This window comes from Plantibacter sp. ME-Dv--P-095 (assembly GCF_030209365.1).
In the GTDB taxonomy this organism is placed as follows: Bacteria; Actinomycetota; Actinomycetes; order Actinomycetales; family Microbacteriaceae; genus Plantibacter.
The window spans coordinates 1-12603 of sequence record NZ_JARVSB010000012.1; the positions used below are offsets into that span (position 1 = coordinate 1).

13 protein-coding genes are annotated in these 12603 nt (G+C 70.9%); 9 read left to right on the top strand and 4 right to left on the bottom strand.

All coding sequences use genetic code 11. The annotated features are described in order from the left end of the window. Positions 1-19 precede the first annotated feature (19 nt). The 3 genes from QRN26_RS17165 to QRN26_RS17175 all read right to left on the bottom strand — a co-directional run bounded on the left by QRN26_RS17165 (position 20) and on the right by QRN26_RS17175 (position 3273). Positions 20-1897, bottom strand: a complete 1878-nt coding sequence (locus tag QRN26_RS17165) for a YhgE/Pip domain-containing protein (protein ID WP_285037687.1) — start codon at positions 1895-1897, stop codon at positions 20-22. Positions 1898-1967: 70 nt separating this feature from the next. Then, positions 1968-2624, bottom strand: coding sequence for an ATP-binding cassette domain-containing protein (locus tag QRN26_RS17170; protein ID WP_285037688.1), 657 nt, complete (start codon positions 2622-2624; stop codon positions 1968-1970). Next, complete coding sequence (locus tag QRN26_RS17175; protein ID WP_056779244.1) at positions 2614-3273, bottom strand: TetR/AcrR family transcriptional regulator; 660 nt, start codon at positions 3271-3273, stop codon at positions 2614-2616. The genes QRN26_RS17170 and QRN26_RS17175 overlap by 11 nt, the downstream gene beginning before the upstream one ends. A 125-nt stretch (positions 3274-3398) precedes the next feature. On the opposite strand from QRN26_RS17175, the gene QRN26_RS17180 reads away from it, so the two are divergent. Continuing rightward, entirely contained in the window at positions 3399-3875 is a 477-nt protein-coding gene (locus QRN26_RS17180) for a DUF3151 domain-containing protein (protein WP_285037689.1), read from the top strand. Positions 3876-3922: 47 nt separating this feature from the next. Here QRN26_RS17180 and QRN26_RS17185 read toward each other — a convergent pair whose 3' ends face one another. Continuing rightward, positions 3923-4675, bottom strand: a complete 753-nt coding sequence (locus QRN26_RS17185) for an HAD-IIB family hydrolase (protein WP_056008887.1) — start codon at positions 4673-4675, stop codon at positions 3923-3925. Positions 4676-4927: 252 nt separating this feature from the next. Here QRN26_RS17185 and QRN26_RS17190 point away from each other — a divergent pair, with 252 nt between their 5' ends. The 8 genes from QRN26_RS17190 to QRN26_RS17225 all read left to right on the top strand — a co-directional run bounded on the left by QRN26_RS17190 (position 4928) and on the right by QRN26_RS17225 (position 12564). After that, positions 4928-6214: an adenylosuccinate synthase gene (locus QRN26_RS17190; RefSeq protein ID WP_056008884.1), complete on the top strand. Its 1287-nt coding sequence runs from the start codon at positions 4928-4930 to the stop codon at positions 6212-6214. 25 nt (positions 6215-6239) lie between these two features. Further along, the gene (locus QRN26_RS17195; RefSeq protein ID WP_056008881.1) at positions 6240-6533 is read left to right on the top strand and encodes a winged helix-turn-helix transcriptional regulator; all 294 of its coding nucleotides are present in this window, start codon (positions 6240-6242) and stop codon (positions 6531-6533) included. Between the two features lie 42 nt (positions 6534-6575). Further along, positions 6576-7691, top strand: coding sequence for a lactonase family protein (locus tag QRN26_RS17200; protein ID WP_056779235.1), 1116 nt, complete (start codon positions 6576-6578; stop codon positions 7689-7691). A 49-nt stretch (positions 7692-7740) separates the two neighbouring features. Then, positions 7741-8379, top strand: a complete 639-nt coding sequence (locus tag QRN26_RS17205; protein ID WP_056779233.1) for a GNAT family N-acetyltransferase — start codon at positions 7741-7743, stop codon at positions 8377-8379. A gap of 201 nt (positions 8380-8580) precedes the next feature. Beyond that, positions 8581-9690: an ABC transporter substrate-binding protein gene (locus tag QRN26_RS17210; RefSeq protein ID WP_056008873.1), complete on the top strand. Its 1110-nt coding sequence runs from the start codon at positions 8581-8583 to the stop codon at positions 9688-9690. After that, positions 9690-10658 carry an ABC transporter permease gene (locus QRN26_RS17215; protein WP_157579840.1) on the top strand — a complete coding sequence of 323 codons (969 nt, stop codon included), beginning with the start codon at positions 9690-9692 and terminating at the stop codon, positions 10656-10658. The genes QRN26_RS17210 and QRN26_RS17215 overlap by 1 nt, the downstream gene beginning before the upstream one ends. Next, the gene (locus tag QRN26_RS17220; protein WP_056011547.1) at positions 10655-11467 is read left to right on the top strand and encodes an ABC transporter permease; all 813 of its coding nucleotides are present in this window, start codon (positions 10655-10657) and stop codon (positions 11465-11467) included. The genes QRN26_RS17215 and QRN26_RS17220 overlap by 4 nt, the downstream gene beginning before the upstream one ends. After that, positions 11464-12564 carry an ABC transporter ATP-binding protein gene (locus QRN26_RS17225; RefSeq protein ID WP_285037690.1) on the top strand — a complete coding sequence of 367 codons (1101 nt, stop codon included), beginning with the start codon at positions 11464-11466 and terminating at the stop codon, positions 12562-12564. Before QRN26_RS17220 ends, QRN26_RS17225 begins: the two co-directional genes overlap by 4 nt. Positions 12565-12603 lie beyond the last annotated feature (39 nt).

Below are 12603 nucleotides of genomic sequence, written 5' to 3' on the forward strand. Positions count from 1 at the left end.
CGCGCGCTCCGTCTGGTCGTCAGCCGATGAGGCTGGGGCGGAGATCGCGCAGGGTGCGGGCGTGCGTCATCCGCGTGACCCCGATCGCGGAGAGACTCAGCGCGATCGCCAGCCACGCGAGCAGCACTCCGGCGTCCTGCAGTGCCGCGTCCATCCGGCCCCCGTACATCAGCTGCCGCATCCCGTCGACGGCGTACGACATCGGGAGCACATGGTGCAGCGCGGCGAGCGGCGCCGGCAACGTCTGCCAGGGGAACGTGCCACCGGCGGTGACGAGTTGGGCCACCATGAGGACGAGCCCGAGGAACTGGCCGACGCTGCCGAACCACACGTTCAGGGTGAGGATGATCGCCGCGAACGTCAGCGAGGCGAGCGCCATCATCCCGTAGGTGCCGAGCGGGTTGTGGACCTCGAAGTGGAGGGCGCCCGCGAGGATGCCGAACAGGGCGACCATCTGGATCGTGCCGAGCAGGCCGGGTGTCAGCCAGCCGGCGACCGTCACCTTGATCGGGCTGTGGAGGGCGGTGATCGCGCGGCGTGACACCGGCTTGACGATGAGGAAGAGGGCATAGATGCCGATCCAGGCGGCGAGGCTCACGAAGAACGGCGCGAGGCCGGCGCCGTAGGTGCCCGCGCTCGTCACCGAGGCGTTCGTCAGTTTCACCGGGTCGGCGATCGTCTTGGCCTGCAGCGTGCGGGAGTCCGGCGTGGTCGCCGGGATCGCGTCGGCACCCGACTGCAGTCCGTCGCGGAGGGTGACGATGCCGTCGCGCAGGGTGCCGAGGCCCGTCTGCAGCGTGGTGAGGCCGGTCTGCAGTGATGCTGCGCCGTCCGCGGCCTGCTGCGTCCCGGCGGCGAGTGCTGGCATGGCGTTGCTGAGGGTCCTGGCGCCGCCCGCGACCTGCTGGGCACCGCTGTTCAACTGGTCGACCTGCGACACCACGGTCTGGACCCGCTCGTTCGCCGTGGTGGCGTCGGCCGCGACCGGGTCGAGGAGGGCCAGGACCTGGGCGATCTGCTCGGGCGTGAAGCCGTTCTCCGTCAGGGTCTGCGCGATCTGCGCGCGTGCCGTGGGGATCGAGTTCACGAGCCGTTGGGCGGCCGCACCGACCTCGTCGCCCTTGCCGGCGAGCGTCGAGGTGCCGGTGGCGACCTGCTCGGCCCCCGACGCCAGCTGGTCCGTCTGGGCAGGCAGGCTGGCCGTACCTGCGGCGATCTGCGCCGTGCCCGACGCGAGGGTCGCCGCGCCGGCCTGGGCGGTCCCGGCGCCGTCGAAGGCCTGCTGGGCTCCGTCGGCCAGCTGCGTGGCACCGGAGGTGGCGTCGACGAGCTTCGTCTTGATGGTGTCGAGGGCGATGAGGAACCGGCCCGCGGCCTGGCGGTTGACGGTCTGGACGATCGTCGCCTTGATCTGCTTGACCGCCTGCTCGCCGATCGTCGTCGCCAGGTAGCTGTTCGCGTCGTTCGTCGTGAGCTGGACCGTCGCCTGCCGCGGGGCGTCGCCGGACGCGGAGGTGAGCGAGGTCGAGAAGTCCGCGGGGATCGTGACGCTGAAGTCGAACGTCCCGTCGTTCACCCCCCGAGCGGCGTCGGCCGCGCTGACCTCGTGCCAGGCGAAGGAACCGTCCTCGATGAGCTGCTCGGCGATGTCGTCGCCGTAGTTCTCCGTCTCACCGGTCGCGTCACCCGTGGTGTCGTCGGTCGCCGGCGCACCGGAGTCCTCGACGACGAGCGCCACGGGGACCTGGTCGAGCTTCGCGTACGGGTCCTGGTTGGCCCACAGGTACAGGCCGCCGTAGAGCAGGGGCACGCACATGAGGGCGACGAGGGCGAGGCGCGACATGGGGGTGGCCCACAGGCGGGAGAGTTCGGCGCGGATCATCGCGAAGATCTTCACAGGAGGTCCTTCTGGGGACGGGTGGTGCTGACGGAGGGGAAGGCGGGGTCGGGTCGGCGCACGCGGTGCGTCATGACCAGTCCTGCTGGAAGAGGGGGACGAGTTCGTCCGTGGCGTTCTCGGAGACGGGGGCGTACGACATGGCGTTGATCGCGGTGGCGGAGGCGTCTCCGGCGATGACGAGCACGCCGTAGCCCCGGGAGGCGAGTCGGCGGGCGATCGTCCACCAGCCGAGTGGATCGCCGCCGTGCCGGTCCGGGGAGACGAGGACGATCGCGGTGACGTCCTCGCGGAGGACCGCGAGTTCGGTGAGCAGCCGCACACGCTCGGTCGGCGCGACGGTGGAGATCGGCTGCTTCGCGAGCGAGGCGAGGCCGAGGGAGTCGAGGAGTCTCGCGACGGCGAAGGGGTGGCTCGCACGACCGGCGAACATGAGTTCCTCGGCGACGACCCCGGCGACCGCGACGCCGCTGGCGGGTTCGGAGACGTCGGGCGCGTCGATGAGGGCGATCGTGCGACGCATCGTCTTGCGGTCGGTCGTGCCGTCGACGAGCACGGTCCCGGTGTCGGGCTTCATGCGCCCGGAGGCGATGAGACCGAGGACGGTCGGGCGCTGCTCGGTCTCGGCGCGGGCGAAGGTCGCTTCACCGGTCCGGAAGGAGAGCGAGGTCGGTTCGAGGACGATGCCGCCCTTGCCCTTCGAGACGCCGTCGAGTTCAACGCGCATGGGTGGTCTCCTCGTGGGTGTGGGTGGCTGCGCGGTCGGCGACGGCGCCGGCGTCCTGCCAGGAGAGGCCGACCGCGCCGAGGGTGGCGAGCATGACGAGTCGGCGACCGGCGTCGGTCGAGAGTTCGGAGCGGCTCGCCTCCTCGAGGACGCCGATCGCGGTGCTCTCGACGAGTCGGGCCAGGATGTCGGCGTCGATGTCCGGACGGATGGACCCGTCGGCGATCCCGGCCTGGACGGTGCGGAGGAGCAGGGTGCGGACCGGTTCGAGGGCCGCAGCCGTGACGGCGCGCAGCGGGCCGCGCACGGCGAGCGGCGCCATGATGCGCACGTGGTCCACCTGCGCCCAGAGGACGTCGCCGATGAGCGCGATCGTCGTGAGCGGGTCGTCGCCGCGGACGGCCGTGATCGACGAGGCCACCCGTTCGGCGCCCGCCACGACGACGGCGTTCACGAGCTCGTCGCGGGTGGCGAAGTGGCCGTAGACCGAGCGGCGGGTGAGACCGGCGGCCGCGGCGATCGTCTCGAGGCTCGCGTCCGGATCGCTGCGGAGGGCCAGGCGGGCGGCCTCGAGCAGGGCGACGCGGTTCTCGGTGGCGTCGCGGCGCGGGGCCCGGGGTGGGCTCGGCGGCACTTCGGTGGTGGTCATGACAGCGATCGTACTATCTTGCACAGCGGTGTGCAATATAGTCGAGGATGCATGCGGCGAGCTCTCAGCGACGGCTGCCAGCTTCCTCCCACGCCGGGCTCCGGCAACGGAGCTATGGTTGAACGATGACCGGTGAGAATCTGATGGCAACCCCTCCGACACTGCTGCCGGACGACAGCGCCACCGACGCCGAGTTCCACGCGGCGGTCGGTTCGATCGAAGCGCTGGCCGAGCTCCTCGCAGCCCACCCGCGCTCATCGCTCGGCTGGGCCCTGCTCGCCGACGCGGTCCACGACCCGCAGTCCCCGATCCCCGGCTACGCGGCAGCGCGCGTCGGATACCACCGGGGCCTCGACTCCCTGCGTGCCGCCGGCTGGCGCGGCCAGGGACCGATCCCGTGGTCGCACGCCCCGAACCGCGGCGTGCTGCGGTCGCTCTACGCCCTGCGCCGTTCCGCGAAGGCGATCGGCGAGACGGAAGAGGTCGAGCGACTCGACACCTTCCTGCGCGAGGCCGACCCGACGGCGTCCGAGGAGATCGAGTACCTCGTCGCCGCAGCGGCTCCGCCCACCTCGGCGATCGTCATCCTCGGTTCCGACTAGCCCTTCGACAGGCTCAGGGACCGGAGCGCGGCTCAGGGACCGACGACCTACAGGCCGAGCGACTCAAGGTACGCCGCGGTGTCCTGCCATCCGTGGACGGCGACCGACGGCACCCCGAGGGCGAGCACGGGGTAGTCGTTGCCGCCCTCGTCGAGGCGGTCTCCCACGAACACCATCTCCCCGAGCGGGATGCCGGTGTGCTCAGCGAGCCGCGTCATGCCGAAGGCCTTGTCGACCCCCGCCATCGTGATGTCGACCGAGGTGGATCCGCCGGAGCGCACCTCCAGGTCGGGCAGCAGCGCCTGCACCGCGGAACGCAGCGACTCCTTCTTGGCGCCGTCCGGGTCCCAGGCCGTCTTCTCGGCGACCGGTGCGGCCTGGCCGAGTGCGGAGAAGGTGATCTGCGAACCACGGTCCTCGAGGATCGGGCCCCAGGTCTCCTCGGCCCAGAGGCCGAGTCGCTTCGCCTCGGTCTCGAGGGCACCCATCGCGCGGGCCTTCTGGTCGTCGCTCAGATCGTGGCGGTAGACCGTCGTCCACGCGGTGCCGTCGAAGCGGTCGTAGCGCGTGCCGCAGGTGGGCATGAGGTGGAGGCGGCCGAGGGCCTCTGGAGAGGCGGCGCCGATGCGGTCGAGCACCTGGTTCTGGAACTGCACGATCTGGCCACCGGAGATGATGCACACGGAGGTGCGCTCGAGGAGTGCGACGAACAGCTCGGCCATGCGAGGGTCGAGCGCGGACTTCGACGGGGCGAGGGTGTCGTCGAGATCGAAGGCGACGAGGCGCGGCAGGGAGGTCATGGATTCCGTTCGGTCGGTCGGGAGGTCGGTCGTCGAGGGCGATCGGCGTGCGAAACGGCCGGCCGGGGCCTGAGCATCCCATCATGGTATCGAGCGCCGGCCGGAACTCGATGCCCGAGACCCGGCTCCGGTACGATGGAGGGGTGCGTGCACGAGACGCCCGCCCGCAGAGGGTGGGCGTCCGGCCTGTCAGGGCTGGGTTCCTCCGGGGGTCCGCCGGGCACACGAGAATCCGGAAGGGGCGGCATCCAGATGCCAGCAATCGTGATCGTCGGCGCCCAGTGGGGCGACGAAGGCAAGGGGAAGGCCACCGACCTGCTCGGTGACCGCATCGACTACGTCGTGAAGTTCAACGGCGGCAACAACGCGGGGCACACGGTCGTCATCGGCGACGAGAAGTACGCCCTGCACCTCCTGCCGTCCGGCATCCTGACGAACGGCGTCGTGCCCGTCATCTCCAACGGTGTCGTCATCGACATCGAGGTGCTGTTCCACGAGCTCGAGGCCCTCCAGGCCCGGGGGATCGACGTCTCGCGCCTCCTGGTGAGCGCCAATGCGCACGTCATCACCCAGTACCACCGCACCATCGACAAGGTGACGGAGCGCTTCCTCGGCAAGCGTCAGATCGGCACCACCGGCCGCGGCATCGGCCCGGCCTACGCCGACAAGATCAACCGGGTCGGCATCCGGATCCAGGACCTCTTCGACGAGAACATCCTGCGCCAGAAGGTCGAGGGCGCGCTCGACCAGAAGAACCACCTCCTCGTGAAGGTCTTCAACCGCCGGGCGATCACGGTCGACGAGATCGTCGCCGACCTGCTCGCGTACGCCGAGCGCCTGCGCCCCATGGTCGCCGACACCGCGCTCGTGCTGAACGAGGCGCTCGACGAGGGCAAGATCGTCCTCTTCGAGGGCGGCCAGGCCACGATGCTCGACGTCGACCACGGCACCTACCCCTTCGTCACCTCCTCGAACGCCACCTCGGGCGGCGCGGCCACCGGCTCCGGTGTCGCCCCGAACCGCCTCGACCGCGTCATCGGCATCGTGAAGGCCTACACCACGCGCGTCGGTGCCGGTCCGTTCCCGACCGAGCTGTTCGACGAGTCCGGCGACTACCTGCGCTCGAAGGGCTTCGAGTTCGGCACGACGACGGGACGCCCGCGTCGCGTCGGCTGGTACGACGCCCCGATCGCCCGGTACGCGGCCCGCATCAACGGGGTCACCGACTTCGTCCTGACGAAGCTCGACATCCTCGACGACCTCGCCACCATCCCGGTCTGTGTCGCCTACGAGGTCGACGGTGTGCGGGTCGAAGAGGTACCGGTCTCGCAGAGCGACTTCCACCACGCGGTCCCGATCTACGAGGAGTTCCCCGGCTGGCAGGAGGACATCACCGGTGTCCGCCGCTTCGAGGACCTGCCGAAGAACGCGCAGGACTACGTGCTGGCGCTCGAGTCGATGAGTGGTTCGCGCATCTCCGCGATCGGCGTCGGCCCCGGCCGCGACGCGATCGTCGTGCGTCACGACCTCGTCGACTGAGCCGAGGACGAGCGTCGCATCTGCCGTGGTGAACGAATCCGGTCAGCCGTCCCTGCCAGGGCTCCCGCCGGTCGAGGAACTCTCGACCGGCGAGGTCCGTGCACGGCCGGCGGTGCGTCCCCCGCGTGACACCGGCACGCTCGACCCACGGGTCCGGCGTGCCCTGGCGACCCTCGACGACGACCCCGACCTCTCGCTCGTCACCCTCGCGAACGCCCTCGGCATCACGCGTGCGACGCTCATCCGGATCGTCAGGGAAGCGATCGGCATGAGTCCGAAGGAGTACGCGGCCGGGGTCCGAGCCCGCCGCTCCAGCTGATCCGACATCGGTGGGCGTCGGTGCAGGTGGGAGACTGTGGGGATGAGCGACGACACCCCCTACCTCCTCCTCGGTTCCTACACCGCTGAGGCCGACGGCACCGGTGCCGGGATCAGCCTGCTGCGGCAGGACGAGGCGGGGACCCTCCGGCAGGTGCAGTCCTCGGAGGCGCAGTCACCGTCGTTCCTGACGCTGCACCCGACGCTCCCGATCGTCTACGCGGCCAGCGAGTCGACCGGCGCGGTGGAGGCGTTCAAGCGCTCCGGCGAGTTCGGCCTCGCGCCGTTCGGCAAGCCCCTCGAGGCGGGCGACGGCGTCTGTCACGTCGCGACCGTCCCAGGCGCCGACCTGCTCGTCGCGAGCTGTTACGGCGACGGTCGGGTGGTGTCCGTGCCCCTCGCCGAGAACGCGGCGTTCGGAGGGGACCCGCGGCTCGGAGAGTCGTCCGTCGACCCGTGGGCCTCGCCCACCGCACTCGCCGCCGAAGCCGCGGACGCCGGTGAGGACGCCCTGACGCTCCTCGCGTTGGAGGCCGCCGTCGGCGAGGCGCTGCCGTCCCGGCCGTCCCGCGCACACGCCTCCGCCCTCCTGCCCGACGGCCGGATCGCGACCACCGACCTCGGCCACGACACGGTCCGGATCTGGCAGCTGCGGGGGAGTCGACTGGTCCTCGACCACACCGTCGTGTTCCCGCGCGGCACGGGTCCGCGGCACCTCGTCGTCCACCCGAGCGGTCACCTCCATGTCATCACCGAGTACTCGGTCGAGGTCTTCACCCTCGGGGTGGACGGGACGGACGGCCACTGGCACCTCCTGGCGGCCACGGTCGCGCCCGCGGAGGGGGTGTCGGAGGGCGACACGGGTGCCGAGATCAGCCTCGCCGCATCGCGCGAGCAGTTGCACGTCGGGGTCCGGGGGAGCGATCGCCTCGCCACCCTGCGCGTGACGGGCGACGGCTCGCGGGTCGAGGCCGTGGCCGACGTCGAGTGCGGCGGGACGATGCCGCGCCACCACCGGGAGTCGGGCCGCTTCCTGCACGTCGCGAACCAGCTGTCGAACAGCGTCGCGAGCTTCCGACTCGACGAACGCACGGGCGTCCCGACGACGCTGCTCGGGACCCTCGACGCCGGGTCGCCCACCTGCCTCATCCTCGCCTGATCGCGAGACCGGTCCTCGCGCGACGCTCGCCAGCGGATACGGTGGAACGGTGACCGCACGACGCCCCGAACCCCGACCGATCGACGGCCGGACCATCCGACTCGAACCGCTCGCCCGCTCGCACTATCCCGAGCTGTTCGTGGCGATCGCGCACCCCGAGGTGTTCGCCGGCGGGTACGGCGGCGGACCGGACGGCTTGCCGACGACGCAGGCCGAGTTCGACGTCTTCGCCGACCGATACTTCACGACCGGCGTGCGCAATACCTACGTCATCCGGCTCGTGGGCGGCGAGCACGACGGGCTCCTCGTCGGCACCTCGACGCTCGGCGACTTCGACGAGCCGGGGGAGGCCGCCCACCTCGGTTGGACGGCGTACGACCCGCGCGTGTGGGGCACGGCCGTCAACGCCGAGACGAAGCTGCTGCTCCTCGGCCTCGCCTTCGACGCGGGCTTCGGCCGGGTGAAGATCCAGGCCGACGAGCGCAACGAGCGGTCGCGCACCGCGATCCTGCGGCTCGGGGCCACGTTCGAGGGCCTCATCCGACGCGACAAGCAGCGGGCGGACGGCACCTGGCGGACGACCGCGCTGTTCTCGGTGATCGCGGAGGAGTGGCCGGAGGTGCGCGCCGGTCTCGAGGAGCGCCTCGCGCGCAGCCCCGGCCCCGTCGCGCTCCGCCCCGGTCCCTGAGCCTGTCGAAGGGCGGTCCCTGAGTCCACCCCCGGTCCCTGAGCCTGTCGAAGGGCACTGTTCACCCGCGAGACACCGCGCGGTCCCGATCGCGCTACGTGGCGACCCTAGCTTGTCCTCCAGACGACGGACGCGGTATCCGACGGCCCGACAGCACGGGCGGCCGCCGACGTCACTGGAGGAACCGTGAACACCAGGCGTATGACCGCCCTCGCCATCGTCGCGCTCGCCGCGACGACGCTCACCGCATGCTCCGCCGGAGCGGACACCGGAGCCGCCTCCGACGTCGACGCCACGAAGGCGACCTCCGCCGAGGACTTCGGTGGCATGGACGCGCTCGTCGAGGCCGCCAAGGCGGAGGGTGAGCTCAACGTCATCGCGCTCCCCGACACCTGGGCGAACTACGGCAAGATCATCAGCGCGTTCGAGGACAAGTACGACATCACGGTGAACTCGGCCGACCCGGACGTGTCGAGCGCCGAGGAGATCACGGCCGCCAAGAACCAGCAGGGCCAGGACACCGCTCCCGACGTCTTCGACCTCGGATCCGCCGTCGCCCTCGACAACCTCGACCAGTTCGCGCCCTACCAGGTCGCCAACTGGGACGACATCCCCGAGGGCTCGAAGGAGAAGACGGGCCTCTGGGTGTACGACTACACCGGCCTCGTCTCCATCGGGTACGACGCGGACGCCGTCCCGGCCCCGAAGTCGCTCGACGACCTCCTCGGCTCCGACTTCGCCGGCAAGGTCGCGCTGAACGGCGACCCGACCCAGGCGGGTGCCGCCGCAGCCGGCGTCTACCTCGCGGCGCTGCAGTCCGGTGGGTCCGCCGACGACATCCAGCCCGGTGTCGACTTCTTCCAGAAGCTCAACCAGGCCGGCAACTTCCTGCCGCTCGACCCGACGCCCGCGACGATCGCGTCCGGTGAGACCCCGGTCGTCATCGACTGGAGCTACAACAACCTGGCCGCGGCGACCGAGAACGAGGGTCAGCGCAACTGGAAGACCACCGTCCTCCCCGGTTCGGCGGTCGGCAGCTACTACAACCAGGCCGTCAACGTCGACGCTCCGCACCCCGCGGCGGCCCGTCTCTGGCAGGAGTTCATCTTCAGCCCCGAGGCGCAGAACCTGTACCTCGCCGCCGGCGCGTACCCGTCGACCCTCGCCGCGATGGTCGAGGCGGACACCGTCGACCAGAAGGCCCTCGACGCCGTGGGTGAGATGCCCGCCGACCTCGTGCAGTTCACGCCGGAGCAGACCGAGCAGGCCACCTCGCTGCTCGCCGAGAAGTGGGCGGCAGCGATCTCCTGATGAGTGCCTCCGCCACGCGGCGGAGTGGGGCGGGGTCGGCGGAAGCCGACCCCGCCGTCTCGCTCCCGCCGACCACCACCTCGGACGCCTCGGCCGAACCCGCCGCGGCGCGCCCCCGTCGCCGTCCGCGCTGGGCACTCCTCGGGCTGACGCCCTTCGCGCTGTACACCCTGCTCTTCCTGGCGATCCCCACGGTCACCGCCCTCGCCACCGGCTTCTTCGACGGTGACGGCGCGTTCACCCTCGACAACCTCGCCGCCCTCGGTGAGCCGGCGGTGCTCGGCGCCTTCGCGAGCTCGTTCTGGGTCTCGGCCGTCACCGCGGTCGCCGGGGCCGTCATCGGAGCCCTCGTCTGCTACGCCCTGCTCGCGGTGCGACCCGATGGGCTCATCCGCACCTTCGTCGACGCGGCCTCGAGCGTCCTCGCACAGTTCGGCGGCGTCATGCTCGCCTTCGCCTTCATCGCGACGATCGGGATCCAGGGGCTCGTCACCGTGTTCCTCAAGGACCGGCTCGGGATCGACCTCTTCGCGGACGGCGTCTGGCTCTACCAGGTGCCCGGTCTCCTGCTGCCCTACCTGTACTTCCAGGTGCCGCTCATGGTCATCACCTTCATGCCGGCGATGGAGGGCTTGAAGCGCACCTGGTCGGAGGCGAACGCCACGCTCGGCGGCACGCGCTTCACGTACTGGACCCGCATCGCGATGCCGATCCTCGCCCCCTCCTTCCTCGGATCGCTTCTGCTCCTCTTCGCGAACGCGTTCTCGAGCTACGCGACCGCCGCCGCGCTCATCAGTCAGGGCGCCCAGATCGTGCCGCTGCAGATCCGCGGAGCCCTCATCAGCGAGACCGTCCTCGGGCGGGAGAACCTCGCCGGCTCGCTCGCGATCGGGATGATCGTGGTGATGGTCGTCATGATGACGGCGTACTCCGCACTCCAGGCCCGGACGGAACGGTGGCAGCGATGAGCGCCGTCCGCGACTCGGCCACGCCGTCGAAGCTCACGAGCCGGATCATCCTCGTCGTCGTCGCGCTCGTGTTCGCCGTGCCGATCCTGTCGATGCTCGAGTTCACGTTCCGCGCCGGGATCGACGGCGGCCACGACCTCGGCCACTGGGCGGCGATCGTCGACCCGGAGAACGCGCGGAAGTACCGCGTGCTGTTCCAGGGCATCGGCAACTCCGTCATCCTCGCGGCGGTCACGGTGCTCATCGTCGTCGTCCTGCTCCTGCCGACGATGATCCTCGTGAAGCTCCGGTTCCCGAAGCTGCAGCGGGTGCTGGAGTTCGTCTGCATCATCCCGATCACCGTGCCGGCGATCGTGCTCGTCGTCGGACTCGCGCCGGTGTACTCGGTGGTGGCCAAGCTCCTCGGCAGCGCCCCGTGGACGCTCGCGTTCGCGTACGGGATCACGGTGCTGCCGTACGCCTACCGGGCGATCGCCGCGAACCTGCAGTCGGTCGACGTCGGCACCCTCGCCGAGGCCGCCCGCACGCTCGGCGCCGGATGGGGGACCGTCCTGTTCCGCGTGCTCCTCCCGAACCTGCGGCGAGGCGTGCTCACCGCCGCGGTCATCTCGGTGGCCGTCGTCCTCGGCGAGTACACGATCGCCTCGCTCCTCGGGCGCAACACCCTGCAGACCTCGCTCGTGCAGGTGTCGAAGAGCGACCCGTTCGTGGCGGTGGCCTTCGCGCTGCTCGCGCTCGCGTTCGCCTTCGTCCTGCTGTTCATCATCGGCCGCGTCGGATCGATCCGCCGCATCAGGGAGACACCATGACCTCGATCGACCAGTCGGCATCCACGGCCGCACCGGGAGCCGCCCGCCCGACGGGTGCCGCGGTGCGGTTCGACCGCGTCGTGAAGGACTACGGTTCGGGTGCCCGTGCCCTCGACGGCGTGAGTCTCGACCTCGCGCCGGGCGAGTTCGTCGCCCTCCTCGGCCCCTCCGGCTGCGGCAAGACGACCGCGCTGCGCAGCCTCGCTGGGCTCGAGGACATCACCTCGGGCAGCGTACTGATCGACGGGGTCGACGTCGTGTCCGTGCCCACGAACAAGCGCGACCTCGGGATGGTGTTCCAGTCGTACTCGCTCTTCCCGCACCTGACCGTGTTGGAGAACGTGGAGTTCGGCCTGCGCATGCGCCGGGTGCCGACCGCGGAGCGGCAGGCCCGAGCGGCCGAGAGCCTGGAGCTCGTCGGCCTCGCGCACCTCGGTGGCCGCTACGCCCACCAGCTGTCGGGTGGGCAGCAGCAGCGCGTCGCCCTCGCACGGGCGCTCGTGACGAGGCCGCGCGTCCTGCTCCTCGACGAGCCGCTCAGCGCCCTCGACGCGAAGGTGCGCGTCCAGTTGCGCGACGAGATCCGTCGCATCCAGTCGGAGCTGCAGATCACGACGCTGTTCGTGACGCACGACCAGGAGGAGGCGCTCGCCGTCGCCGACCGGGTGGCCGTCATGCGGGCCGGGGTCATCGAGCAGATCGGCACACCGGAGGAGTTGTACTCCCGACCGTCCTCGCCGTTCGTGGCCGAGTTCATCGGGCTGAGCAACCGGATCCCCGGGACGCTCGTCGACGGTGGCGTGCTGGTGCTCGGTCAAGTGCTCCCGGTCCTCGGCGAACCGACGGGCAGCGGGGACGTCGTCGCGCTCGTCCGGCCGGAGGACGTCGTGTTCACGGACGAGGGGGAGCAGCCCGCTGGCTCGTCCGACGCGGTGGTGCTCACCTCGAGCTTCCTCGGCCCGGTGCGTCGCACGACCGTCGAACTACCCGACGGGACGCTCGTCGCGGTGCAGCACGGCGCGACCGAACGGCTCGAGGCGGGGGAGCGCGTCGGGATCCGCTTCGTCGGTCGACCGGTGCCCGTGCAGTCGGTCTGATCCCGCCCCGCTCCGCCGGGGCGGGGCGCGCGCTCCGAG

Excerpts from the sequence above, each read along its gene's own strand:
- QRN26_RS17210 (WP_056008873.1), top strand. The coding sequence starts at position 8,581 with ATGACCGCCCTCGCCATCGTCGCGCTCGCCGCGACGACGCTCACCGCA.
- QRN26_RS17175 (WP_056779244.1), bottom strand. The coding sequence starts at position 3,273 with ATGACCACCACCGAAGTGCCGCCGAGCCCACCCCGGGCCCCGCGCCGC.
- QRN26_RS17170 (WP_285037688.1), bottom strand. The coding sequence starts at position 2,624 with ATGCGCGTTGAACTCGACGGCGTCTCGAAGGGCAAGGGCGGCATCGTC.
- QRN26_RS17215 (WP_157579840.1), top strand. The coding sequence starts at position 9,690 with ATGAGTGCCTCCGCCACGCGGCGGAGTGGGGCGGGGTCGGCGGAAGCC.
- QRN26_RS17190 (WP_056008884.1), top strand. The coding sequence starts at position 4,928 with ATGCCAGCAATCGTGATCGTCGGCGCCCAGTGGGGCGACGAAGGCAAG.
- QRN26_RS17200 (WP_056779235.1), top strand. The coding sequence starts at position 6,576 with ATGAGCGACGACACCCCCTACCTCCTCCTCGGTTCCTACACCGCTGAG.
- QRN26_RS17180 (WP_285037689.1), top strand. The coding sequence starts at position 3,399 with ATGACCGGTGAGAATCTGATGGCAACCCCTCCGACACTGCTGCCGGAC.
- QRN26_RS17220 (WP_056011547.1), top strand. The coding sequence starts at position 10,655 with ATGAGCGCCGTCCGCGACTCGGCCACGCCGTCGAAGCTCACGAGCCGG.
- QRN26_RS17225 (WP_285037690.1), top strand. The coding sequence starts at position 11,464 with ATGACCTCGATCGACCAGTCGGCATCCACGGCCGCACCGGGAGCCGCC.
- QRN26_RS17185 (WP_056008887.1), bottom strand. The coding sequence starts at position 4,675 with ATGACCTCCCTGCCGCGCCTCGTCGCCTTCGATCTCGACGACACCCTC.